Source organism: Adlercreutzia murintestinalis, from assembly GCF_943192905.1.
Taxonomy (GTDB): Bacteria; Actinomycetota; Coriobacteriia; order Coriobacteriales; family Eggerthellaceae; genus Adlercreutzia_A; species Adlercreutzia_A murintestinalis.
Genome location: NZ_CALPCC010000001.1, coordinates 43,034 through 66,966, shown reverse-complemented (window position 1 = coordinate 66,966; position 23,933 = coordinate 43,034). Strand labels below are relative to the sequence as shown.

24 protein-coding genes are annotated in these 23,933 nt (G+C 62.9%); 12 read left to right on the top strand and 12 right to left on the bottom strand.

The features are described from left to right. Positions 1-121 precede the first annotated feature (121 nt). Positions 122-1,405, top strand: coding sequence for a homoserine dehydrogenase (locus NFR19_RS00295; protein WP_251211774.1), 1,284 nt, complete (start codon positions 122-124; stop codon positions 1,403-1,405). A gap of 98 nt (positions 1,406-1,503) precedes the next feature. On the opposite strand, the gene NFR19_RS00290 is transcribed toward NFR19_RS00295, so the two are convergent. The 3 genes from NFR19_RS00290 to NFR19_RS00280 all read right to left on the bottom strand — a co-directional run bounded on the left by NFR19_RS00290 (position 1,504) and on the right by NFR19_RS00280 (position 2,840). Further along, positions 1,504-1,899, bottom strand: a complete 396-nt coding sequence (locus tag NFR19_RS00290; protein ID WP_251211773.1) for a molybdenum cofactor biosynthesis protein MoaE — start codon at positions 1,897-1,899, stop codon at positions 1,504-1,506. 204 nt (positions 1,900-2,103) lie between these two features. After that, on the bottom strand, positions 2,104-2,511 hold the full coding sequence (locus NFR19_RS00285; protein ID WP_251211772.1) for a type II toxin-antitoxin system VapC family toxin: 408 nt from the start codon (positions 2,509-2,511) through the stop codon (positions 2,104-2,106). Next, positions 2,508-2,840, bottom strand: a complete 333-nt coding sequence (locus NFR19_RS00280; protein ID WP_251211771.1) for a hypothetical protein — start codon at positions 2,838-2,840, stop codon at positions 2,508-2,510. Before NFR19_RS00280 ends, NFR19_RS00285 begins: the two co-directional genes overlap by 4 nt. A gap of 207 nt (positions 2,841-3,047) precedes the next feature. On the opposite strand from NFR19_RS00280, the gene lysA reads away from it, so the two are divergent. The 3 genes from lysA (at position 3,048) to NFR19_RS00265 (ending at position 6,750) form a co-directional block, all read left to right on the top strand. Then, entirely contained in the window at positions 3,048-4,403 is a 1,356-nt protein-coding gene (lysA, locus tag NFR19_RS00275; protein WP_251211770.1) for a diaminopimelate decarboxylase, read from the top strand. Between the two features lie 223 nt (positions 4,404-4,626). Continuing rightward, positions 4,627-5,325, top strand: coding sequence for an HAD family hydrolase (locus NFR19_RS00270; protein WP_251211769.1), 699 nt, complete (start codon positions 4,627-4,629; stop codon positions 5,323-5,325). A gap of 96 nt (positions 5,326-5,421) precedes the next feature. Then, complete coding sequence (locus NFR19_RS00265; RefSeq protein WP_251211768.1) at positions 5,422-6,750, top strand: putative ABC transporter permease; 1,329 nt, start codon at positions 5,422-5,424, stop codon at positions 6,748-6,750. A gap of 154 nt (positions 6,751-6,904) precedes the next feature. Here NFR19_RS00265 and NFR19_RS00260 read toward each other — a convergent pair whose 3' ends face one another. The 4 genes from NFR19_RS00260 to fabG all read right to left on the bottom strand — a co-directional run bounded on the left by NFR19_RS00260 (position 6,905) and on the right by fabG (position 11,903). After that, complete coding sequence (locus NFR19_RS00260; protein WP_251211767.1) at positions 6,905-9,283, bottom strand: acetyl-CoA carboxylase carboxyltransferase subunit alpha; 2,379 nt, start codon at positions 9,281-9,283, stop codon at positions 6,905-6,907. Between the two features lie 105 nt (positions 9,284-9,388). Further along, the gene (gene fabZ, locus NFR19_RS00255) at positions 9,389-9,838 is read right to left on the bottom strand and encodes a 3-hydroxyacyl-ACP dehydratase FabZ (protein ID WP_251211766.1); all 450 of its coding nucleotides are present in this window, start codon (positions 9,836-9,838) and stop codon (positions 9,389-9,391) included. Between the two features lie 2 nt (positions 9,839-9,840). Next, positions 9,841-11,148 (bottom strand): beta-ketoacyl-[acyl-carrier-protein] synthase family protein, encoded by a 1,308-nt coding sequence (locus tag NFR19_RS00250; RefSeq protein ID WP_251211821.1) that lies wholly within the window; start codon positions 11,146-11,148, stop codon positions 9,841-9,843. 2 nt (positions 11,149-11,150) lie between these two features. After that, positions 11,151-11,903 (bottom strand): 3-oxoacyl-[acyl-carrier-protein] reductase, encoded by a 753-nt coding sequence (fabG, locus tag NFR19_RS00245; protein ID WP_251211765.1) that lies wholly within the window; start codon positions 11,901-11,903, stop codon positions 11,151-11,153. Between the two features lie 156 nt (positions 11,904-12,059). On the opposite strand from fabG, the gene NFR19_RS00240 reads away from it, so the two are divergent. From NFR19_RS00240 to NFR19_RS00225, 4 genes are read left to right on the top strand one after another with little or no spacing between them, the layout of a single operon-like run. Then, positions 12,060-12,278, top strand: coding sequence for an acyl carrier protein (locus tag NFR19_RS00240; RefSeq protein WP_251211764.1), 219 nt, complete (start codon positions 12,060-12,062; stop codon positions 12,276-12,278). A 50-nt stretch (positions 12,279-12,328) separates the two neighbouring features. Continuing rightward, the gene (locus NFR19_RS00235; RefSeq protein WP_251211820.1) at positions 12,329-13,312 is read left to right on the top strand and encodes a nitronate monooxygenase; all 984 of its coding nucleotides are present in this window, start codon (positions 12,329-12,331) and stop codon (positions 13,310-13,312) included. Next, positions 13,309-14,229 carry an ACP S-malonyltransferase gene (locus NFR19_RS00230; protein WP_251211763.1) on the top strand — a complete coding sequence of 307 codons (921 nt, stop codon included), beginning with the start codon at positions 13,309-13,311 and terminating at the stop codon, positions 14,227-14,229. The genes NFR19_RS00235 and NFR19_RS00230 overlap by 4 nt, the downstream gene beginning before the upstream one ends. A gap of 24 nt (positions 14,230-14,253) precedes the next feature. Continuing rightward, on the top strand, positions 14,254-14,676 hold the full coding sequence (locus tag NFR19_RS00225; RefSeq protein ID WP_251211762.1) for a peptide deformylase: 423 nt from the start codon (positions 14,254-14,256) through the stop codon (positions 14,674-14,676). Between the two features lie 4 nt (positions 14,677-14,680). Here the strand turns inward: NFR19_RS00225 and nifU are convergent, their stop codons facing one another. From nifU to NFR19_RS00205, 4 genes are all read right to left on the bottom strand, one after another. Continuing rightward, positions 14,681-15,118: a Fe-S cluster assembly scaffold protein NifU gene (nifU, locus tag NFR19_RS00220; RefSeq protein ID WP_432762707.1), complete on the bottom strand. Its 438-nt coding sequence runs from the start codon at positions 15,116-15,118 to the stop codon at positions 14,681-14,683. Between the two features lie 33 nt (positions 15,119-15,151). Continuing rightward, a complete protein-coding gene (nifS, locus tag NFR19_RS00215) occupies positions 15,152-16,381 on the bottom strand; it encodes a cysteine desulfurase NifS (RefSeq protein WP_251211761.1) in 1,230 nt (409 codons plus the stop codon). 48 nt (positions 16,382-16,429) lie between these two features. Further along, positions 16,430-16,867 carry an MOSC domain-containing protein gene (locus NFR19_RS00210; protein ID WP_251211760.1) on the bottom strand — a complete coding sequence of 146 codons (438 nt, stop codon included), beginning with the start codon at positions 16,865-16,867 and terminating at the stop codon, positions 16,430-16,432. Between the two features lie 185 nt (positions 16,868-17,052). Next, on the bottom strand, positions 17,053-18,012 hold the full coding sequence (locus NFR19_RS00205; RefSeq protein WP_251211759.1) for a TIGR04282 family arsenosugar biosynthesis glycosyltransferase: 960 nt from the start codon (positions 18,010-18,012) through the stop codon (positions 17,053-17,055). A gap of 151 nt (positions 18,013-18,163) precedes the next feature. Between NFR19_RS00205 and NFR19_RS00200 the strand changes: the two genes are divergently transcribed. From NFR19_RS00200 to NFR19_RS00185, 4 genes are all read left to right on the top strand, one after another. Further along, positions 18,164-19,168 (top strand): acyl-CoA dehydratase activase-related protein, encoded by a 1,005-nt coding sequence (locus tag NFR19_RS00200; RefSeq protein ID WP_251211758.1) that lies wholly within the window; start codon positions 18,164-18,166, stop codon positions 19,166-19,168. After that, a complete protein-coding gene (locus NFR19_RS00195) occupies positions 19,161-20,444 on the top strand; it encodes a hypothetical protein (protein ID WP_251211757.1) in 1,284 nt (427 codons plus the stop codon). Before NFR19_RS00200 ends, NFR19_RS00195 begins: the two co-directional genes overlap by 8 nt. Then, on the top strand, positions 20,441-21,442 hold the full coding sequence (locus NFR19_RS00190; protein WP_251211756.1) for an acyl-CoA dehydratase activase: 1,002 nt from the start codon (positions 20,441-20,443) through the stop codon (positions 21,440-21,442). Before NFR19_RS00195 ends, NFR19_RS00190 begins: the two co-directional genes overlap by 4 nt. 92 nt (positions 21,443-21,534) lie before the next feature. Beyond that, entirely contained in the window at positions 21,535-23,055 is a 1,521-nt protein-coding gene (locus NFR19_RS00185; RefSeq protein ID WP_251211755.1) for a chloride channel protein, read from the top strand. Positions 23,056-23,090: 35 nt separating this feature from the next. On the opposite strand, the gene NFR19_RS00180 is transcribed toward NFR19_RS00185, so the two are convergent. After that, positions 23,091-23,855 (bottom strand): amino acid ABC transporter ATP-binding protein, encoded by a 765-nt coding sequence (locus tag NFR19_RS00180; RefSeq protein WP_251211754.1) that lies wholly within the window; start codon positions 23,853-23,855, stop codon positions 23,091-23,093. Positions 23,856-23,933: the final 78 nt, after the last annotated feature.

Genomic DNA, 23,933 nt, shown 5'->3' with positions numbered 1-23,933 from the left:
CACACCTATCCCGACCCACACGCGCACACCCGCGTTTTCCCTGTGATCGTCACGTATCGCCCAAAATGGTTTCACTGCCCGGCGTGATAGAATCTTCCAAACGCATTCTAAGGAGAATCACATGACCATAAAGCTTGGGCTTGTCGGCACGGGCACCGTCGGTGGCGGCTGCATCGATATCGTGCAAAAGCATCGCGAGGATTTCGAGCGCCACCTGGGCGTTGATGTAGAGCTGGCACGCGTGTGCTCGCTGACCTCCGCCGAGGCCGAGGCGCACGGCGTGGGGCACCTCTTCACCACCGACTACCACGACATCGTGAACGATCCGGACATCGACATAGTCATCGAGCTGATCGGCGGCACCACCGTGGCGCGCAGCGTGGTGCTCGACGCGCTTGCGGCGGGCAAGAACGTGGTCACCGCCAATAAGGCCCTCATGGCCACGCACGGCCAAGAGGTCATGGATGCGGCCGATGCGGCAGGCGTAGAGCTCATGTTCGGCGCCAGCGTGGGCGGCGGCATTCCCATCATCGGGCCGCTCAAGCATTCGCTGATCGCTAACGAGATCCTGTCGGTGAAGGGCATCGTGAACGGCACTACCAACTATATGCTCACGAAGATGGCCGAAGAGGGCATGAGCTACGACCAGGCGCTCGCCGAGGCGCAGGCGGCCGGCTTCGCGGAGGCCGACCCGTCAGCCGATGTGGACGGCTTCGACGCTGCCGCCAAGATCGCCATCCTCAGCAGCATCGCGTTCAATTCGCGCGTGGTCATGGACGACGTGTTCACCGACGGCATCACGTCGGTCACGCCCACCGATCTGGAAGCGGCCGCCGAGATGGGCTACGCCGTGAAGCTGCTGGCCATCGGGCATCGCACGCCTACCGGCATCGACGTGCGCGTGCACCCCACCATGATTCCGGTGGACCACCAGCTGGCGAAGGTGAACGGGGTGTTCAACGCCATCTACGTGGAGGGCGACTTCGTGGGCGAGACCATGTTCTTCGGCGAAGGCGCCGGTGCCGGTGCGGCGGCTAGTGCGGTCATGGGCGATGTGCTGGAGGTGGCGCGGCACGTGACGCAGGGCGTGGCGCCCATCGTGGGTTGCACCTGCACCGACGAGTTGCCCATCTGCCCCATCACCAGCCTGTCCATGAAGTACTACATTCGCTTCTGCGCGGCCGACCGACCGGGCGTGCTGGCGGCTATGGCAGGCGTGTTCGCCAATCATGGCGTCAGCGTGCATTCCATGATCCAGCGGGGCGCGGGCGAAGATGGCTGCGTGAGCTTGGTGTATGTGACGCACATCGCGTGCGAGCAGGATATTCGCGACGCTATCGACGAAATTTGCGCGCTGCCGAACACCGTGAGCGGGCGCCCGTCGCTGATCCGCGTGGAAGAGTAGGGTCTGCGCGAAAGCATGCGGCCTGCGTGGAAGCGCAGGACCCGCACAGAAGAGTAGTACTGTGGGAAAAGAGGGGATCTACGCGGTACGCAGGACGTTTAGGCGTAGATCTCTTTTTCCACCACCAGATCGTTCTTGATCTTGCCGACCAGCTTCTGGAGCGCGTCGATGCAGTTGGGGCGAATGTCCGCGCCGATCAGCACGTACATGATGCTATCGCCCACGTTCAGGGCGCCTTCATTCAACCACACGCGCACGTAGTGCACGCCGGGCCAGGTGAGCGCGTCGGCCACCGCGGCGTCAACGCCCGCCGCGTCGTAGCTGAACTCAACCTGCGCCACGTCACCCAGGCCCTCAACGCCTTCGCGGACCTGCGCCTTCGGTGTCACGCGCACCACGCCGTTGTGCGTCAGGAACATGCCGCATTGCGCTGCCTCGGGGGTTGCTTTGGCTTCTGCGAGCCATTGATCCATCGAGGGTTCTTGCGTGGCCATGTTGTTCTCCTATCTCGCGGTTCGCGGAGACGATCGATGCGGGTCGCTTCGCGGTTCGCGTGGCTTGCGTATCTAGTTCGAGCGGTTTGCGCGCTTCGTCTGCACGGTTTGCCGAGCAGCTCTTTTTCGCTGTTCATCATACCGTAATTGTATTTGATTGAGAATAAATATCGTCCAAGATGATCAGAAATGCCGAGGGAGGGCTCAAAGCGCCGTTTCGGAAAGGCAGTCAACCCCATGCTCTTGGCAGAGACGCATGAGCTTGCGATCCAGCGTGAACAGCGTGGCCCCGGTGCGGCGAGCCAGCACGAAGTAGAACAGGTCGTAGGTAGAATGGTCCAGCCGAACGCTTTCCCGGAGGGCTTCGGCTTGCAGATCGTCAAGAGGATAGAACTCGTCGATCAGGAACATGGATGCAGAGAGGTACTGCTCGGCCTGCTCCGGCGTCAAACCTTCCGCGCGGGCGAGTTTCCGGAACACGCTGGCAACTTCGGCTCTGACAAGATCGCAGCTGATGACCTTTTCGTTGCTCAGCAAAAGCGCACGCAACGCGCGGCCTTCTGATGTTTGCCGCACCATTTCCACAACCGTGCATGCATCCAGGACGATCATCGGGCTTCCTCGGCTCGTATGCGCGCCAACAGTTCAACGGCGGACGGCGCATCCTCCGACAGCGGAAAGGGAGGAAGCGTATCGAGGCGACGAAACGTTGCCTGGCGTTTTTCCGCATAGTTGATATCGTCGTGCGAAGCGGCATAGCGCGAATGCTGACGTGGAGCGGGCTGGTGCGGGCGGACATCGCAGGCGATCTCGCGGGCGCTCAGAAAATCCTCGATGATGGTGAGAGCCTGCTGCGAGATGCTGCGATTCTCTTCCGAGGCGCATGTTCGCAACTGCTCGTAGACGGCAGAGGGGCAGTCTTTCACCTGGAGTGCTGGCATGATGATCCTTTCTCGTGGTTCCAGTATAGCATGCGAAATGCATGCATAATGGATGAAGCAACGCGCGGCATGGATCTGTTACCGGCAGTACCGGCATTACCAGCGCGGATGGTCACGTGCCTTCCCTGTGCTTTGTAGCACGATGGAAACATGGCCGGTGGCGGCTTTTGGTAGAATCGTCCGATACGATCATCGCAAGGAGAAAATATGTCATTACCTGCCTCTGACCTGTCCAAGCAGCCCGATATGCGCACCACCATGGAGCTGGGTGCGGTGCTGCCGCGCACCGCCGAAGTGCGCGACGGCCACCTGTTCATCGGCGGCGTCGATATGGTGGAGCTGGCGCGCGAGCAGGGCACAGCGCTCTACGTGTTCGACGAGGCCGACGTGCGTGCCCGCATGAGCGAATACCGCGAGGCGTTCGCCGCCCGCTACTCGCAAAGCGACATCATCTTCGCCAGCAAGGCGTTCATCAACAAGGCCATGGTGCGCATCGTGGACGAAGAGGGCCTGTGCCTGGACGTGTCCGGCGGCGGCGAACTGGCGCGGGCGCTGGCAACCGGTTTCCCGGCTGAGCGCGTGTTCGTGCACGGCAACAACAAAACGCCAGCCGAGCTGGAAGAGGCCATGCGCGCGGGCGTGGGCCGCATCGTGGTGGACAGCCGCATCGAGCTGGCGCGCGTCAGCGAGATCGCCGGGCGCCTGGGCATCACGCAGGACATCTACATGCGCATCACGCCGGGCGTGGAGGCGGACACGCATGAGTACATCAAGACCGGCTGCGAAGACTCCAAGTTCGGCTTCACCATGCTGAACGATTTCGCCTATACGTGCGTGGGCACGGCGCTTGAGACCCCGCATGTGCGTCTGGTGGGGCTGCACTGCCATATTGGCAGTCAGATCTTCGCGCTGCACTCGTTCCGCGAGGCGGCCGACGTCATGATCGACTTCATGGCGCGCGTGCGCGACGGCTACGGCCACACCATCACCGAGCTTGACCTGGGGGGCGGCCTGGGCATCGCGTATGCCGCTGACGACCAACCGCCCAGCATCGAAGAGTTCGCCGAGGTCACCTGCACAGCCGTGCGCGAGGCTTGCGCCCGCCACGACCTGCCGCTGCCGCGCCTGCTGGTGGAGCCTGGCCGCAGCCTGGTGGCAAACGCGGGCGTCACGCTGTACACGGTGGGCATCTTGAAGACGCTGCCTGGCATTCGCAAGTATGTGGCGGTGGACGGCGGCATGTCCGACAACATCCGCACGGCGCTCTACCATGCCGACTACGAGCCCACCATCGCCAACAAGGCCGACCAGCCGCGCACCGAGATCGTCACGCTGTGCGGCAAGCATTGCGAAAGCGGCGACGCGGTGGTCATCGATATGCCGCTGCAGCAGGCCGACCTGGGCGATATCGTGTGCGTGTTCGGCACCGGCGCGTACTGCTACACCATGGCCAGCAACTACAACGGCCAGCCGCGCCCGGGCGTGGTGTTCGTGCGCGACGGGCAGGCTCGCGTGACCACGCGCCGCGAGACCTACGAGGACCTCTACGCGAAGGATCTCTAGGGTTTCATCATCTGAGCAGGACTCTCAAATAGCTATCTCTGGCAATAAAGTCGGTTATTGCCAGAGATGATCTAGAAACGCGATTGACGCGAAGAGTTTGCGCGTACCTGTACGACATGCGATGAGAGTGCGGACACAGCAGGGCATCATCGACACGCTTCTTCGAGCGTTGTAAGGAATTACGGGACGTTTCCCTCTCTTGCTATCGCTATAATGGCAGGTCATGGAAACTCGCTCGGACATAGGCGTCATCTTCGATTGCGACGGCACGTTGCTGGACAGCATGGGCATGTGGCATTCGCTGGACGACCGCATCGCCGAACGCGCAGGGGTGCAGCTGACGCAGGCCGACCGCGATTATTTCACGCAGGCAACCTTGCGGGAGTGCGGCGACTACATCCACGAGCGCTACGGATTCGGCGCATCGGGCGCGGCGGTGGAGCAGTTGATCGCCGGTGAGATCATGCATTGGTATGCTGACGAGGTGGTTCTGAAACCGGGGGCTGCTTCGTTTGTGCGCGGGCTGGCGGAGGCGGGTGTGCCCATGGCGGTGGCTTCGTCTACACCCGCTGCGTTCTTGCGCGAAGGGTTGAACAATGCGGGGCTTGCCCCGTATATGCGGGCCATCGTGTCAGTTGAGGACGTGCGCTCGTCTAAGCGCGAACCGCTCGTTTATGATACAGCGCGCGCGGCGCTCGGCACCGAGCGTGCGGTCACGTGGGGCGTTGAGGATGCGGCGTATGCGCTTCGCACGTTGCGCGCGGCAGGCTATCGTACAATGAGCGTTTTTGACAACGACATCGCGGGCACGCCCGAGCAGCTCAAAGAGACCTCCGATCTGTTCGTCGCTTCGTTTACGGAGTTGACCGCAGAACGGTTCCTTGCGATAGCCTATGCAGGGCAGGACAAAACGCACGCATGAGAGCGGCATGACAAACGGAACGGATCGAAGCGCTGCCTGCAAGGTGCGCTTTGAAGATGAGGCAGGGACCTGAGCGCCCTTTCCCAAGGAGCATTCATGACAGAGCATAAAGACGACCGACGAGAACGTAAAGACGACCGGCACCCGCGCAAGGGGCAGACCTTGTCCACGGGAGCCGATTTCGGCGCCGAGTTGCACGGCCTTCGTGAGGACATTCGCGAAGCGTACGATGGCAGTTGGTGGCGCCGTATGGTCAGCGCGCCAGTGGATAGCAAGAAGCTGCCCCTTGCCATGAAAATATTCGGCGTGCTCTGCATCTTGGGCGCGCTGTATGGCATGGGCAACCTGGTATGGGATCTGGTGGGCACCGTTCAGGCTTTCCAGTCGGGGCGCATGGATCAGATGGGTCTGTCTAGCATCGTGGTCACATTCGTGTTCATGGCCGACCTGATCTTGGTTGCGCTTGGGTTCTTGGCGTTCGGCATTGGCATCTTGCGCAATCGACGACGGTTCGCAGCGCTGGTGATCTATGCGCTGTACATCACGTTGCTGGTGGGCGCTAGTTGCTCGATCATGCTGTATGGCGTCAGCGCCTATCTGATCTTGTACGGCGTGGCTGCGGGCATTTTGGTGGCCTTCCAGGTGTATTTGGACCCAGGTCTGCGCGACGAGCGGCGCCTGCAACGCAAGCTGCACGAGAGCGAATTGCGCCAGGAGCAGGAGGACGGCACGCTCGGGCGTGATGTGTCCGGGAAGGGCTACATTGACCTGAACTTCTTCAATCTGTTCTGGATCTTCTTCGTGGTGTGCATGCTGGGCGATGGCATGGAGACGCTCTATCATTACTTCGTGGTGGTGCCCGGCGAATGGCAGGACCGCGCGGGGCTGCTGTTCGGGCCGTTCAGCCCCATTTACGGTATTGGTGCGGTGCTGATGACGTTGCTGTTGAACCGCCTGTACAAGCGCAACATCCTACTCATCTTCCTGTGCTCGGCGGTCATCGGTGGCGCGTTCGAGTACTTCGTCAGCTGGTGGATGCAATACACCTTCGGTGCGGTGGCCTGGGATTATACGGGGCAGTTCCTCTCCATCGGTGGCCGCACGTGCGGGCTTGCCATGGCGGCGTGGGGCGCGCTGGGCGTGGTATGGATCAAGCTGCTGCTGCCGCTGCTGCTGCGCATCGTGAACTTGATTCCGTGGAACTGGCGCTATGTGGTGACCACGGTGGCAACCGTGTTCATGCTGGTGGATGCCATCATGACGCTGGAAGCGCTGGATTGTTGGTACGAGCGCTTGTCGGGCGATCCGGTGGTGACGCCCATCCAACAGTTCTATGCGGACTATTTCGATGATGAATACATGGCCAATCGGTTCCAATCCATGACGATCCATCCCGACAACGCGGTGCGCCACGGAAGCGTTTAGGGAAGGTTCGCTCGGAAGCCCCCGGGCCATCTCGCGCTCGGCTTCGCGCGTCGAAAAATGCGACAAGGTGTACCACATTTTTCTAGCGCTGCAGAATCGCGCTTCGATGACCCCGGGGCTTTCTTGCGGTTTTGGCTTTCCTGTCGTATGTTCCCTAGAACGCCCTGAATCGGCTGTAGCGCTGATTGCGCAACTCTTCGGGCGATTTCTCGGCCAGCTCGTCTAAGGCGGTGGTGACATACAGCCACACCGCCGCAGCCGCTTGGTCGGGGTTTTCGTGCGCGGGGGCGGCGCCTTCGGGCACCACGTCCTCAATGATCCCCATTTCGAGCGCATCGGCCGCAGAGAGCTTCATGACCTCGGCGGCTTCCGGTGCGCGGCTGCCATCCTTCCATAGGATGCTGGCGAAGCCTTCCGGCGACAGCACGCTGTAGACGGCATGCTCTTGCATGGCTACGCGGTTCGCTACGGCGAGCGCCAGCGCGCCGCCGCTACCGCCCTCGCCCAGCACCACGGTGACCACCGGAACGGTCAGCCCCGCCATGAGCGCCAAGCTCTCGCCGATGGCGTTGCCGATGCCGCGCTCTTCCGCCTCGCGCCCGCAGAAGGCGCCTTGGGTGTCAACCAGGCACACGATGGGACGCCCGAACTTCTCGGCTTGCATCATGAGACGCTGGGCTTTACGGTATCCTTCGGGCTGCGGACAACCGAAGTTGCGGGCTACGCGCTGTTTCAGGTCGGCGCCCTTCTCCTGTGCCACGATGGTCACCGGGCGGCCGTCGATGCGCCCGATGCCACCCACGATGGCGCCATCGTCGCCGAACATGCGGTCGCCGTGCAGCTCTATGAACCCGTCTACCAGCTGGTCGATGTAGAACAGCGAGGTGGGCCGCTTGGCATTGCGCGCCAACTGCACGCTTTCCCAAGCGTGGTTGACCGGCTCGTCCTTCGTGCCCGGGCGTGGTATCTGAATGCTGCTGGTAGCAGGGCGCAGGCGGGGCGCGTCGGCCACGCCCTTGTTGCGCAGCGCCCACCACATGCCTGCGCGGGATGTTTGTTCGCTGACGGCGGTGCCCACCAGGTCTGCCAGACCGCTCAGGCCGCTCATCAGCGCTCGCAGGGTGCCCGGCGTTTCGGTTTCAGGTGTGGTGGTGCCGGGCGCGCTAGCATCAGGTGCATCAGTGTTGGTCGCATCAGCGTCGGTCGCTTCGCGAGTCGCTCGATCGGCGCCCTGGCCGACCGCTTTGTAGCCGTGCAAGCTCAAGATGCTCTCCAATGTGGCGCGCATCTGGTCGCGCTCCACGATGGCATCGATCAGCCCATGTTCGAGCGCGAATTCAGCGCTCTGGAACCCCTCGGGCAGCGTCTGGCGAATGGTGTCTTGGATGACGCGGCGCCCGGCGAAGCCCAGCAGCGCTTGCGGTTCAGCCAAGATCACATCGCCAAGCGTGGCGAACGAGGCGGTCACGCCTCCGGTCGTGGGATCGGTGATGATCGACACGAACAACTGCCCGGCACGACCGTGAGCCTCCACCGCCGCAGAGACCTTCGCCATCTGCATGAGCGACACCAGACCCTCTTGCATGCGCGCGCCGCCCGATGCGCAAAAGATCATCACAGGCAGCTCGTCGGCGGTGGCGCGCTCGATCAGCCGCGTCAGCTTCTCGCCCACCACATGACCCATGCTGCCCATCATGAAGGCTGTTTCCATGATGCCGATGGCTACCGGAATGCCGCCGATGCGGCCAACGCCGGTGCGCACGCCTTCCTCAAGGCCGCTGCGCTCCTGCGCGCGACCGATGATCTGCTCGAACTCGGGGAAGCCCAGCGGGTCGATCTCGGCCACGCAGGCATCCATCTCCTGGAAGCTGTCCGCATCCAGCGTCACGCAGATGCGCTCGTTGGAGTCCATGCGATACAGCCTGCCGCAGCTGGGGCACTTCCAGCCCTGCGCGCGCACCTGGGCATAGTTGTGCGTCAGCCCACAATGGGCGCAGCGTCGCCATTCAACCGGCTGGCCCGGCTCGTCGGGGGTTGCGCCGTTCCAGGTGAGCAAAGTGCGATCGATGCCGCTGGGCACCATCAGCAACAGGTCGCGCCGCGCTGCTTCCTGGCGCAGCAGCTCGCTGGGCGGCTGCTTCTGCGCCCAGAGCAGGGTGCGCGCCGCCACCGAAGCTGCGGCTTCAAGAATGGCGTACTCGTTGGAGAACAGGCGCTCGTCGAACTTCGGGCCGAGCGAGGCCACCTGCGCGGTGCTCCCGAAGCTGAATGCGCGCAGCTTGTCGTCGGTGCCCGTGGTGTAGAGGGGCTTCACGCCGAACCCGTCCGCCGCCCGCACGGCATTCTTGAGCGGGGTGCCAAAGCCTGCCACCAGCACCGGACCGGGGCGCTTTTGGCTCAGCTGATCGAGCAGGTACACCACTCCCGGCGCTGCATCGTCAGCCTCGGCGGGCGCCTCGTGCACGGGGGCTGTGCCTGCGGGGTGGTCGACCGTTCCCAGGTCGGTGTATTTATAGTAGCGTTCAGGATCCATGGCTGATCTGCGTCTCTTTCATGCTCGGGATGTCTTACGTGAAGCGCGAACGTCGGCGGGTGTTGGCGTACGCGGCCACATCGGCGGGCGTGTACGCCGAAAGCATCATTGCGCAGGCGCGAAGAAATAGCGTTGCACCGCTTCGGCTACCAGCTTCTCGCCCTTGCGCGCGCGCACCTCGGCTTTGCAGAACTTGCTGCTAGCCTGCACGATATGCGCTTCAAGCTGGATGGTATCGCCTGGCAGCACGGTTTCGCGGAAGCGAGCCTTGTCGATGCCAGCCAAATACCCCAGGTTCACGGTCTCATCTTGGGCGGCCATCAGGCAGCAGCACGCCGCCTGCGCGAGCGCCTCCATGATCAACACACCGGGAAACACGGGCCGCGAGGGGAAATGCCCTGCGAACAGAGGCAGGTCAGCCCGTACGTCAAGCTCGGCCACGATGCGCTCGCCCGGTTCGCATTCCAGAATGCGGTCGACCCAGAGGAAGGGGTCGCGGTGCGGCAGCAGCTGCATCACGCCCTCGCGGTCACAGGGGAAATCTCTCTTCGCCATGTTCACTCCTTGTAGGGGGCCAGCGCCAGCGTGGTGTTGTGGCCGCCAAAGCCGATGCTGTTGGACAGCGCCACCTTCTGCGGGTAGTCGCGTCGCGCCTCCGTGAGCACCACCACCGGGCACGCGGGGTCGGCCTCTTCAAAACCGGCTGTGGGCGGCACGAGGTCGTTCGCCACCGATTTTGCGCACACGATGGCCTCGATGGCGCCTGCCGCGCCCAGCATGTGGCCGGTGATGCCCTTGGTGCTGGTTACCGGCGTTTGCGGCGCATCGGTGCCCATCAGCAGCGCGAGCGCGGTGGCTTCGGTAGCATCGTTGAGGCCGGTGGACGTGCCGTGCGCGTTCAGATGGCCCACCTCGTCCGGCGTGAAACCCCCGTCGGCGAGCGCTTGCCTCATCGCGCGCGCCACGCCCTCACCCGAGGGATCGGGCGCGGTGATATGGTGGGCGTCGCCCGTGGCACCGAAGCCCACGACCTCCGCCAGAATGGTCGCCCCGCGCTCGAGCGCCGCATCCAGGCTCTCGAGCACCAGCGCTCCGGCGCCTTCGCCCGCCACGAAACCCGACCGGTTCGCGTCGAACGGGCGGCTGGCGCGTTGCGGGTCCGCTTCGTGAGTCAGGGCGCCCAAATTGGCGAACCCGGCGATGGACACGTCGCTGATGCTCTCTTCCGAGCCCCCGGCCAGCACCCGATCGGCCAGCCCGAAGCGGATGAGCCGGTACGCATCGCCGATGCACTGCGTGCCGGTGGCGCAGGCCACCACGCAGTTGGTGCATTCGCCTTGCAGCCCATAGCGAATGGCCAGTTCGCCCGCCGCTATGTTGCTGATCATGGTGGGAATGAACAGCGGACTGACGCGCTTGCCGCCCTTCTCGTGCAGCTTCACCGCTTCGGCCTGGAAGATGTCCATGCCGCCGATGCCGCTGCCGTAGACCACGGCGAACGTGTGCGGGTCAATGCCATCGGCCAAGGCGAAGGGCGTATCGTCGCGCTCGTCGCTCTCGCGTACCAAGCCCGCCTGCTGCATGGCCTCGTCGGCTGCCACCACCGCGTATTGCACGAAGCGCTCCCACCGACGGGCCTGCTTCTTGGTCATGCGATGTTCGGTGGGCTCGAAATCGTGGATCAGACCGGCCACGTTCACGTTGACCGACTCGGCCACATCGCCTTCCAGCTTGCTGATGGCCGTCGTGCCCGCAACGGCCGCATCGAAGAGCGTGTCGGCCCCCATGCCAGCCGGTGAGATGGCCCCCATGCCGGTGATGACCACACGGCGCGGGATCACGGCGCCTTCGCAACCTTCGTTCATGCTCACAGTGATATCCCTCCGTCCACGCCGAGCACCTGCCCGGTTATATAGCTTGCATCGTCGCTTGCCAGAAACGCCACCGCAGCCGCAACGTCGTCCACCGCGCCCAGCCGCTTGAGCGAGATATGGCCGGTGAGCGCCGCTACCGCCTTCTCATCGAGCGCGGCGGTCATGTCCGTTTCGATGAACCCCGGCGCCACCGCATTGACCGTTACGCCGCGCCCGCCGATCTCCTTCGCGGTCGCCAGCGTCAGCCCGATGATGCCCGCTTTGCTGGCGGCGTAGTTCGCCTGACCGGCGTTGCCGCGCTCGCCCACGACGCTGCTGATGTTCACGATGCGCCCGTAGCGCTGCTTGCACATGATGGGCACCGCGTGGCGCATGCAATTGAAGGTACCCCCCAAGTTGGTGTCCACCACGCGCTCGAACTGCTCTTCGCTCATGCGCATGAGCAGGCCGTCCTGGGTGATGCCAGCGTTGTTCACCAGCACGTCCAAGCGACCCAGCTGTTCAACGGCGGCTGCCACCATATCCTTCGCGCTCTCGAATCCGGCCACATCGCCCCGCACGCACACCGCACGCACACCGCAGTCGCGTTCCAGTTCTTCGCGCAGCTCTTCAGCGGCTTGACGGCTGGAATCGCTGCGGTAGTTGATGGCTACGTTGAATCCGTCGCGTGCCAGCCTGCGCGCGCAGGCGGCGCCGATTCCGCGACTGGCTCCCGTTACGAGCGCAGTGCGCTGTTCTTCGTTCATAGTCTCCTCCGCTCGGCGCCCGAAGGCGCTGCATAGATATGATGGAGAATTATACCTATTCACGCGGTGCGCAACCCGAGGATGCGCGCACAGATTCCCTGCGCGAGCAGCGAAATAGGCTAGAATGTGCAAAGCCGAAAAGAAAGGGGAACCCATATGGCTACTATCGATACGATCGCAAAGATCCTCAACGAGAACCTTGATATCGCCGAGGACCAGGTGGTTGCTGACGCCACGTTCGACAGCCTGGGCATTGACAGCCTGGATATGGCTGAGCTGACCTGCACGCTGGAAGAAGAGATGGACATCGACTTCGGCGAGCCCGAGGGCCTGAGCACCGTGGGCGATCTGGTCGCGTATATTGATTCGCTGTAAGGCTCAGCACGTACGCAACACGCATTTCGTTTGAGAGGGGAGTGGCACTGGTGAAGACCCGTGTGACCGAGCTGTTGGGCATCGAGAAGCCTATCATTCAGGGCGCTATGGCATGGATCGCCGATGCGTCGCTTGCCGCTGCGGTGAGCGAGGCAGGTGGTCTGGGCATCATCGCGTGTGGCTCGGCGCCGCTGTCGTGGGTCGAGCAGCAGGTGGCCGAAGCGCGCGCCAAGACGAGCAAGCCCATCGGCGCGAACATCATGCTGATGAACCCGGAGGCGCCCGAACTGGCGAAGCTTCTGGCCGATCTGCGGGTGGACGTGGTCACCACAGGTGCCGGTTCCCCTGGTCCCTACATCGAGATGTGGAAAGCGGCTGGCATGAAGGTGGTGCCGGTGGTGGCTTCGTCCGCGCAAGCGAAGAAGATGGAGCGCGCAGGCGCTGACGCCATCGTCGCCGAAGGGCAAGAAGCGGGCGGCCACATTGGCGAGCTGACCACCATGGCGCTGACGCCTGCGGTCTGCGATGCCATCAGCATTCCGGTCATCACCGCAGGTGGCGTGGCCGACGGGCGTGGCGTGGCGGCTGCCTTCGCGCTGGGTGCGGAAGGCGTGCAGGTGGGAACGCGCTTCTTGACCGCCGATGAATGCACGGTGGCCGATGCGTACAAGCAGAAGATCATCGATGCGGGCGATGCGGACACCATCGTGACCGGCCGTGCGTCCGGCGCGCCGGTGCGCCAGCTGAAGAATGCGTTCGCGCGTGAGGCGAAGAAGCTGGAGACCACCGCTGAGGGCAACGCCACCGACCGCGCCAAGCTCGAAGAGATGCTAGCTGGCAGTCTGCGCCGCGCCGTGCAGGGCGATGTGAAGACGGGCTCGGTCATGTCCGGTCAGGTGGCCGCGCTGGTGCACGACCGCAAGCCAGCACGGCAGATCATCGACGATCTGTTCGCCGAGGCTGAACGCTGGGGCGCATTGGACTTGCAGCAGATGGCCGATGCCAACGCCACGCGCGGGTGGAGCCGCGCATGAGCGTGTGGATGTGCAGCGGTCAGGGGGCGCAAAAGCCCGGCATGGGCACTGACCTGCTCGATCTGCCACAGGTGGCGGACACATTCACCGTGCTCTCAAAAGAGCTGGGCATCGATGTGGCGCTGCTCGCCAAGGACGGCACGCCTGAAGAGGTGAACGGGGCGGTGGCGGCGCAAGCGCTGACCATGGCGGTCTCGGTGGGCGTGGGTCGCGTGCTGCAGGATGCGGGTATTCGGCCCGATGCCATCATCGGCTTTTCGCTCGGGCAGATATCGGCGCTCGTGCTGGCTGGCGTGCTGTCGCTTGAGGATGCGGCTCGCCTGCTGAAGGTGCGCGCCACCGCCATGGATGCTGCCTGCCAGAAGAACCCGGGCGGCATGGTGGCGCTGATGGGCGCCTCCGTCGAGGAAGCGCGTGCGCTGTGCGAGGCGCAGGCGCAGGGCGGCGTACTGGTGCCAGCGAACATGAACTGCCCCGGTCAGGTGGTCATTTCGGGTACGCCCGATGCCCTTGATCGTGCGAGCGCGGCTTGGAAGGATGCGGGCAAGAAGGCCGTGAAGCTGGCCACGGCTGGCGCGTTCCATTCGCCGCTGATGGCTGATGCGGCTCAGGAAGTGGAGACGTTCTGTGCTTCGCTTGATTTCGCCGAACCGCAGGTTACACTGCTGTGCAACACCGATGCGCGCCCGTTTGTGGCGGCAGAGGCAGCGGCCCGGCTGGGCGCTCAGGTGTGCAGTGGCGTCATGTTCCAGCAGAGCGTGGAAGCGCTGATAGCCCAGGGCGAGACCGATTTCGTGGAAGTGGGTTTCGGTGGCGTGCTGGTGAACCTGGTGAAGCGCATCGATCGCGGCACCACGCGCGCGGCGCTGGGCACGCGCGAACAGCTGGACGCGTATATGGCAGAGCACGGCGCGTAGGGCGCCCATACGATAGGAGCGGCAATGGCAGCGAAGAAGATCATCAAGGACGAGAAGATCCTGACCCAGGCGTGCGAGGATTGCACCGCTGAGGACGCGCAGCTCGCGCAGGATCTGATCGATACGGTGGCGGCCACCGAAGATGCCGCCTGCATCGCTGCTAATCAGATTGGCGTGACCAAGCGCGCGTTCTGCTACCTGGATGATGATGACCAGCCCCATGTGATGTTCAACCCCGTCATGAAGCGCGCCTTAGCCCCGTTCAAGGCCGTGGAAGAGTGCTTTAGCGTGGACGAACCGCACAAGGTGACGCGCTTCCAGCGCATGATGGTGGAATACGACGAGCTGGTGGATGGCGAACTGGTGCCGCGCAAGCGCGAGTTCCGCGATTGGACCGCTCAGATCATCCAGCACGGCATCGATCACACTAACGGCAAGCTGGTGTAGCGTCTCAATGATGGTCGCTGATATCAGCGACCGGCTTCTCGAGACCCTCTATCGTGATGCCGTTCTTCTCGGCATAATCCCACAGCGCTGCATGGATGGCTTCCTCGGCCAAAAGCGAGCAGTGCACCTTTACAGGCGGCAGCCCATCGAGCGCTTCCATAACGGCTTTGTTGGTGACGTTCAGCGCTTCTTGGACGGTTTTGCCTTTCACCAGCACGGTAGCCATAGAGCTGGTTGCAATAGCTGCGCCGCAGCCGAACGTCTTGAATTTCGCATCTTGAATGATGCCATCGTCGTCGATATCGAGATACATGCGCATGATGTCGCCGCAGACAGCGTTGCCCACCGTGCCGCAACCGCTCGCGCCTTCTATTTCGCCCACATTGCGCGGGTTCGTGAAGTGGTCCATTACGTTCTCTGAGTAATTCATGGCCATGATCATGGTTCGCTTTCTCGTTGGGGTGTCGGGTCAGTGTCAGTTGGTGTAGGGGAAGCCGTCGGCTGCGTACTGCTTGATGACCGAATCAACCTTTCCCTGTTGGAAGTCTTCGTAGAGGGGGCTCATCATGCGCAGGTTCTCCAAGGTGGTCTCCAGTGAATCGATGGCGAAGTCCACCTCTTCGAGCGTGGTGGATCGCCCGATGGTGAGACGGAGCGATCCGTGCGCGATCTCGTGCGGCAGCCCGATGGCCAGCAGCACATGACTGGGATCGAGCGATCCTGACGTGCATGCGCTGCCCGACGAAACGCAGATGCCGCGCGCCGCCAGCTGCAAGAGCATGCCCTCGCCTTCGATGAACTCGAATGAGAAGTTGACGTTGTTGGCAAGGCGGTTTTTCCAGCTGCCGTTCAGTTTTGCGTGTGGAATCTCAGCGAGCACGCGTCTGATGGCGTGGTCGCGCAGGGTCTGTTGGCGGTCATGCTCGAGCGTTGCGTCAGCTGCGGCCAACGCGGCGGCCTTCGCGAACCCTACGATGCCGGGCACGTTCTCTGTGGTGGCGCGCTTGCCGCGCTCTTGTTGTCCGCCATTCAGCAGGTTTCGCAGTTTCACGCCCGTACGCACGTAGAGCATACCCACGCCTTTCGGCCCGTATATCTTATGAGCTGATGCGGACAGCAGGTCGATGCCCAGCTCGTTCACCTTGATGGGTTCATGGCAGAACGCCTGCACCGCATCGGTGTGGAATACGGCGCCGCCCTCGTGCGCGATGGCGGCCAGATCGCCAATGGGCTGGATGGTACCGATCTCATTGTTGGCGAACATGAGAGACACCAGAATGGTATCGGGGCGCAGCGCGGCCTTCAGGTCCTCGGGGCGAAGGAGACCATGCTCGTCAACGGGCAGATATGTTACCTCGAAGCCCTCGCGTTCAAGCGCTTCGCAGGCATGCAGCACCGCATGATGCTCGATGGAGCTGGTGATGAGATGCTTGCCCTTTGCGGCATTCGCATGCGCGAAGCCTTTGATAGCCCAATTATCAGCCTCGGTACCACCGCTGGTGAAGAAGATCTCCGTTGCCGTCGCGCCAATGGTGGTGGCGAGCGTTTCTCTTGCCGTGGTTATCGCATCGGATGCGGTTTGTCCCAGCGAATAGATGGAGGACGGGTTGCCGAATTCCTCGGTGAAATATGGCAGCATGGCTTCCAGAACTTCCGGTCGTACCGGCGTCGTAGAGGCATGATCCAAGTAGATTTGCTTCATCATGATCCTTACTTTCTCTGTTGAAGGGGAGCGAAGTCGTTTGAGCGGTGCCTATCGGGGTTCTATCAGGTCGATCCGATCGCCCAAAGTGATGCGGCCACCCTGGATGACCTTGCAGAACACGCCTTCGCGCGGCATGATGCAATCGCCCATCTTATGGTAGATGGCGCAACGAGCGTGACACTCCTTGCCGATCTGGGTGAGCTCCAGCTCCGCATCGCCTGCTCGCAAGCGCGTCCCGATGGGAAGACTCTTCAAATCGAAACCCTCAACGATGAGGTTCTCGCCGAACGATCCGTTCGCAACATTGGCGCCGCGCGCCTTGAACTCTTCGATCTTCTCGTAACCGAGAAGGCTCACCTGACGGTGCCAGTTGCCCGCATGGGCATCGTCTTCAATGCCCCAATTGGGGCGCAGTTCCACTGAGGTGGTCTCTGTTTTCTGGATGCCTTTGACGTCACTGGTGCAAATGGCTTTGATGGTGCCCATGTTGCACGCTCCTTCGCATGAGGCGATGTACCGTACGCCACTTTCGATACACCCGGTGCAACAATAGACATGAGGCTTGCCGCCGCTGCACGACGTCCGGCAAGGCAGGTAATTCAGCGTAGCCCTATTATACTCAAAAAAGATTGAAGAGGTACGACGATAGCGGAACGCGCAGCGGTGCGGCTTTAAGAGTCGATATGCTCGCGTGGATCGTGCAGGTCGTTCGGCGGCACGCGCACTTCGTCCCAGCCCATCTCGCGCAGCGCCTGCGCAGTGCGCCACGGCGGCGTGTTGCCATCGAAAGGTGCGCAGTAGTTGAGCGCCTCTACCAGGGTGATGGCATGCATGAGGTCGGCCATGGTATCCACATCGGGGATGGGCGGCAGGTAGCGGGCCGCTAGGTTGGCCGCGCGCGCCTTCTGAATGTAGGCGGGCAGCACGGTCAGGCCATCGGCGTTGTAGAACACACCCGTGTGGTTGAAGGCGTGGGGCGCATCGGCGGTCTGGCGCGTCCATCCGATCACCGACACGCCCATCTCTTGGTCGGGCGCCAGCACGATGCCCGGTGTGTCAGCATCGGCCAGCTGGTGCAGCGCGTCGAACCCGGCGGTCACGTCGTTCACCGTGAGCGCGGGCATATCCGCTCCCATGGAGAGGATGCAGTCCGCGCCCGCGTCCCAGCACTGCTGGAAGGCGTCGTTGTAGTGTTCGTCGAAGGTGGCGCCCGCATCTTCGACGACGGCGATGGGCTGCGGCCAAGTGCCCGCATCGGCGAACAGCGCGCGCATGGCGTCAGCGCTGCCCACAGGCGTCGATATCACCAGCTCGTAGGTGTCGAGCGTGGAAGGCGTCGGGGCCGCTGCATCGGTGCTGCTGGAGGGGGGCGGGGTAGCGGAGCCGAGGTCAAACGGAGCGACGGAGAGACCTTGGCTCGACCGAGCGGAGTGTCGAGACGCAGCTGCCCCGCCCCCCTCCAACAAATCGAATGCCGCCATGCAGATCTCGGCCACATCGAAGAGCATGCAGTGGTACAGGGCGCTGGCCACCTCCGGCGCGAACACGCCGTCTTTCAGCGTGGTCAGGCGCGTCTTCACCAGCCCCGCTTCGGGTACTTTGCTGAACAGCAACAAAACGTTCTTCCGCATCTTCTTGCCTTCGTCTTTCTCCGATGACCACCCGCGCTTCGGACTTGCTGGTCTTGGCATTCTAGCATCAACCCCTGCCGTGTGCGCTACTATAATCAGGAGCAGAGCAAGGGGATTGGATGCATATCCAAGCAATGGAATCGGAGCCGGTTTGAGCGATAACGCAGTACGAACGATAGGCATTCCGCGCAGCCTACTCTTTTATGAGTACGGTGTGCTGTGGCAGCGGTTCTTCGAGGAACTGGGCTTTCAGGTGGTGGTCAGTCCGCCGACTGACCGCGCTATCTTCGAGCGGGGCGAGGCGGCCAGCGTGGACGAGGTGTGCTTGGCCTCGAAGACGTTCATGGGGCACGTGGCGGCGCTCGCGGAGGGCGACCAGTGCGATGCCCTGTTCGTGCCGTCCTTCGACAACAGCGATATCCGGGTGGGGTTTTGCACGAAGTATCAGGCGCTGCCCGATCTGGTGCGCGCCACCTTCCCGCAGATGCGTCCGCAGCTGGTCACCATGCGCGTGCAGAAGGCGAGCGACAAGAAGCGCATGCGGGCGGATTACCTAGAGCTGGCGCGGCGGCTGGGTGCGAATCCGCGCCAAGCGTCACGCGCCTACAAGCGGGCGCTCCATGCGCAAGAAGCGAGCGATGCGGCACGCGCGAAGGCGCAGCAGGAGACGCTGGCGTTGCTGGCGAAGTACCGCAAGGTGGTGGCGAGCGATCGCACGGGAACCGAGCAGCCGCCGCTCGCGATCCTGCTGGTGGCGCACCCTTATATCGCGCACGACCCGTATATCGCGGGCGATATCGTGGCCGCCATCGAGCGATTGGGCGCTACCGTCCTCTTCGCGGACGAAGCCGATCGGACACCCGCGCTCAAGCGCAGCTTCGAGTTCTCGGAAACGCTGCCGTGGATGATCAACCGCCATCTGGCGGGCGCGGTGCTCCAGCTGCACGAGCAGGTGGACGGCATCGTGCTGCTCTCGGCGTTTCCCTGTGGGCCCGACAGCATGTTCGACGATGCCATCATGCGCAACGTGCAGGGCGTGCCCATCCTGAATCTGATGATCGACGCGCAAAGCGGCAGCGCGGGCACTGAAACGCGCTTGGAGAGCTTCATAGACATATTGCGCTTCCAGGGAAAGGGGAGCTATCTGCATGACTGACGACGCACAGAAAGCCAACCTGACGCAGGATGCCGCGCAAGGCACGACGCCCGATTCAGCATCTGGCATGGCATGCGCGCGCGCCGAAGATGCCACCGTGGGCGTGCCCATCAGCGACGACGCGCGCACGCAGGTGGTCTTCCAGCGCGACGAGCCGCGCCGCGCCATCCCGTTCCCGCGCCTCAAGAAGAAGGTGAAGCGCGACCGCCATAAGCGCACGAAGGTGTCGGTGTTCCGTTACGCCTACTACGATCCGGCGTTCAAGTTCTTCGTGGAGCAGGTGCTCGATTGCGATTACCTGCAACTGCCGAAGGCCACCAAGCGCACCATGGAGCTGGGCATCCAGAATTCCAGCGATTACGTATGCACGCCGTTCAAGCATATGATGGGCGACTGGATCGAGGCGCTTGAGCTGGGCGCGGACATTCTCGTGCAGGTGGGCGGCCCGTGCCGACTGGGGTACTACGGCGAGATGCAGGAGCAGATCCTGCGCGATATGGGCTATGACTTCACCATGTTGAATTTCAGCCACGGCATCGAGCAGGGCTATGTGGGCTGGGGCAAGGAAGTGCTGCGCACGGTGAATCCCGACATCGCCATCCCGCACGGCGTGAAGCAGCTGCTGGCGTGCGGCCACATGCTGACGCTGCTGGATCAAGCGCGCGACTTCTACCTAGCCAACGGCGGCTTCGAGCGCGAGCGGGGCGTCTACCGGCGCGCTTGGGAGGCGCTCATGGACGAGATGCGCGCGACCACCACGAAGGCCGAGATAGATGCGGCGTTCACGCGCGGCATGGAGCGTATGCGGGAGATCCCCCTCAACAAGCCAGCCGATCCGGTGCGCATCGGCATCGTGGGCGAGTTGTACACGGCCATCGACGAGAACTCGAATCTGGGACTCGACGAGAAGCTGATGGACATGGGCGTGGAAGTGGCGCGCACGCTGAACTTCTCGAACCGTTACACGCACTATCACGAAGAGAACATGCGGCGCACCATCGCCGAGTACGCTGAATACGACATGGGGCCGACGTCCACCATGACGCTGGCCGCCGCGAAGAAGTATGCGCAGCTTGGTTTCGACGGCCTCGTGCACGCGAAGTGCGCCGGGTGCACGCCCGAGATCGACTGCATCCCCGTGCTGCAGCGCATCTCGGAGGATTTCCACATGCCGGTGCTGTATCTGACGTACGATACCGAGACGAGCGATACGGGCCTGATGACCCGGTTGGAAGCGTTTTATGACATGCTAGCCATGAAGAAGGAAGCGAAATGAGCAAGTATCTGGGCATAGATATCGGGTCCATCTCCACGAAGGGCGTGGTCATCGACGTGGACCGCAGCATCGTCGCGCGGTCGTATTTGTGGACCGAGGGCAATCCGGCGCAGGCCGCCAAGCGCGTGATGGCCGAGCTGGCCGAGCAGTTGCCAGCGGACGTGCGCGTGGTGGGCGCGGGCACTACGGGCAGCGCGCGGCGCCTGGTGGGCGCTATGATCGGCGCGAGCGTGGTGAAGAACGAGATCACAGCGCATGCGGTGGGCACCACGTACCTGCATCCTGATGTGCGCACCATCCTTGAGATCGGCGGCCAGGATTCCAAGATCATCTGCGTGGACGGCGGCATTGCGGTCGACTACGCCATGAACACGCTGTGCGCGGCGGGTACGGGTTCGTTCCTGTCCAGCCAGGCGCATCGGTTGGGCGTGGAGGTGGAAGAGTTCGGTCCCATTGCGCTGACCTCGAAGAAGCCAGCCAACATCGCCGCGCGGTGCACGGTGTTCGCCGAGAGCGACTTGGTGCACAAGATCCAAGTGGGCTATGCGCGCGAGGATATCATCGCGGGGCTGTGCCAGGCGGTGGCCAGCAACTACCTGAACAATGTGGGCAAGGGCAAGAAGATACAGGCCCCGGTGGTGTTTCAGGGTGGTGTGTCGAAGAACGTGGGCGTGGTCGATGCGTTCGAGCGCCTGTTGGACATGCCGGTGGCGGTGGACCCGGATGGGCACCTGATGGGGGCGTTCGGTGCTGCGCTCTTGGCGGCCGATGCGGGCCCGGTCAGCGTGGAAGGCGCGCCGGGGGCGCCTGCGGCGACCGGTCCGTTCGCGAGCGGTCAGCTTGATTTTGAGGCCGCGGAGGATTTCACGTTCACCACGCGCGAGGTGGAGTGTCAGAAGTGCGCCAATCACTGCGAGATCATCTGCGTGTATCGCGACCGCGACCTCATCGACGCATGGGGCAACCGCTGCGAGCGCGGCGAGGTGAAGGTGGCGTAGCGTTCAATCAACAATGTGCGCACCTGCTGATCGTTCATGCGCATCTTCGCTACTGTGGTTCAAAGGGAAGCGTCCTCACGAAGGAGGCGCACATGGACCGCTTCGACATCAAAGAGGCTGGCAAGCATGGCTTGTTTGCGGTGGTGGTAGGCGTGATCAGCGCCTTCGCCAGCATCGTACTGTGCCTTATGGTGGAAGGGTCCTACGCATTGTTCAGCGCTGCCACGTGGCTCGTGTGGCTGCTGCCGGTGTTCGGCGTGGTGTCGTTGCTGCTCTACCGATGGTGGCACCTGCGGCTCGATCTGACCACCCATCGCGTTATTCAGGATATGCGCAAGGACAAAGCCATCAGTCCGTTCTTGGCGCCGGGCATCTTGCTGGGCACGTGCCTGTCTATGCTGGGCGGCGGTTCGGTCGGCAAAGAGGCCGGTGCGCTCCAGATCGGCGCCAGCCTGGGCACGCTGGCGGCGCGACCATTCAAGTTGCGCAGCGTGTATCGGCGGAATGCGGATGAATCCATGAACGGGTATGCCGCGGCTACGGGTATGGCGGCTACGTTCAGCGCGTTGTTCTTCGCTCCGCTGGGGTCGTGCATGTTCGTGTTGGAGCTGACGCGCTTCCGCAAGACCATCAACCGGCACGTGGTCACCATCTTGGTGGCGTGCTTCGTGGCGTGGGGCATCGCCAGCATCTTCGGTATCGGAGATGTGATCGACAAGATTGCCGTGCCCGCACCTGCGTGGACCGTGGTGGGGCAGTGCGTGGTCATCGGGGTTGCGGCGGCGCTGGTGGGCACGCTGTTCGACAGCGGCATCCATTGGGTGCACGATCTGACCTGGCGTATCAGCCGCAATTATCTCGTATGGGTGATCGTGGGCGGCGTGCTGTTCGCCGGGCTGGTCACGCTGTGCGGATGGGATCGCTTCACCGGCAGCGGCGGTAACATATTAGGTGATGCGCTGCGCGGACAGTTCGGTCCGTGGGACTTCGCCGTGAAGGCGCTGCTGACGCTGGTCTGCTTGGGATTTTGGTTCAAAGGCGGCGAGATCATGCCGTCGTTTTGCATCGGTGGCCTGCTGGGCGCGTCATGCAGCTTCCTGACCGGGGGCGACCCGGCATTCGGTGCGGCGGTGGGCGTCATGGGGTTCTTCGCCGCGTTCAGCCGCTGCCCGCTGGCGGCGTTTCTGATGGGGTGCGAGATATTCGGCTGGCTGTGCGCGCCGTATCTGGCCATTGCCATCTTCGTGGCGTACATGTTCGGTAGCCCCGTTGGCATGTATGGTGACGGGGTTGACCGCCTGATCCGCACGCGGTGGGGGCGTCGCCTTTGGAAGACGATGCGTGCGCGCATGCGGGACGAAGAGGCCAGCGATGCACCGGCGCTCGGCATGGTGGTGACTGCGGAGGACGCGCTGCGCGCCACGAAGGGTGCGCTGAAGGACCCGTCGACGGCCATGCCGCCTGAGGGCAGCGAGACGACCCAGCCCGCACCGGATGATGGCGCAGACTCTCAGGGCAGGCTCGGATTGAAGGCGGTTTCAGACCACGAGAATTCTCAGGTGATGAGCGCTGCTGCGACAAAGCCTTCGTCGGGTGAGGCTCGAATGCATTGATCGGGACTCGGGTGCGCGCTGGACGTGCTTCACGATCAATGCTGCTGATAGTTCGCCAGGAACAGGCGCGTGCGCTCATGCTGCGGATCGTTGATGACATCGGTGGCGCGCCCGCGCTCCACTACAGTGCCGCCATCCATGAAGATCAGCTTGTCGGCCACGTCGCGCGCGAACGACATCTCGTGCGTGACGATGACCATGGTCATGTGCTCAAGCGCCAGCTCGCGGATGACCCGCAGCACCTCGCGCGTCAGTTCTGGGTCAAGCGCGCTCGTGGGTTCGTCGAAGTAGAGCACATCAGGGTTCATCGCCAGTGCCCGCGCGATCGCCACGCGCTGCTGTTGGCCGCCCGAAAGCTCGCAGGGCACCATGTGCTCTTTGCCGGTCAGCCCCATCTTCTCCAGCAGCCCGCGCCCGCGCGTTTCGGCCGCTTCTCGCGGCATCTTCTGCACGCAGATCAGGGGATCGATTACATTCTTGAGCACCGTGTAGTGCGGAAAAAGGTTGAAGTTCTGGAATACCAGGCCGTAGCGCGTCTTGGCTTCGGCGAGCACTTTCTTCGGCGCGTAGGTGGCGTGTCCGTCGGGGCCGTTTTCCGCCACCACGAGGTCGCCGTATGCGAGCCGTCCGCCATCGAGCGTTTCCAGCATGGTCAGACAGCGCAGAAGCGTGCTCTTGCCGCCGCCTGACGGTCCGATGATGGCGAGCACGTCGCCCTTATCGACTTCAAGCGAGATGCCCTTGAGCACCTCGGTCTTGCCAAAGCTCTTCTTCGCGTCTTGCAGATCGACGACATGCATGGTTCACATTCCTTTTTCTCGAAAACTGAGCATGCTTCGTGCCAAAACAGGTCGCATATTCAATGAGGCGGTCCGTTC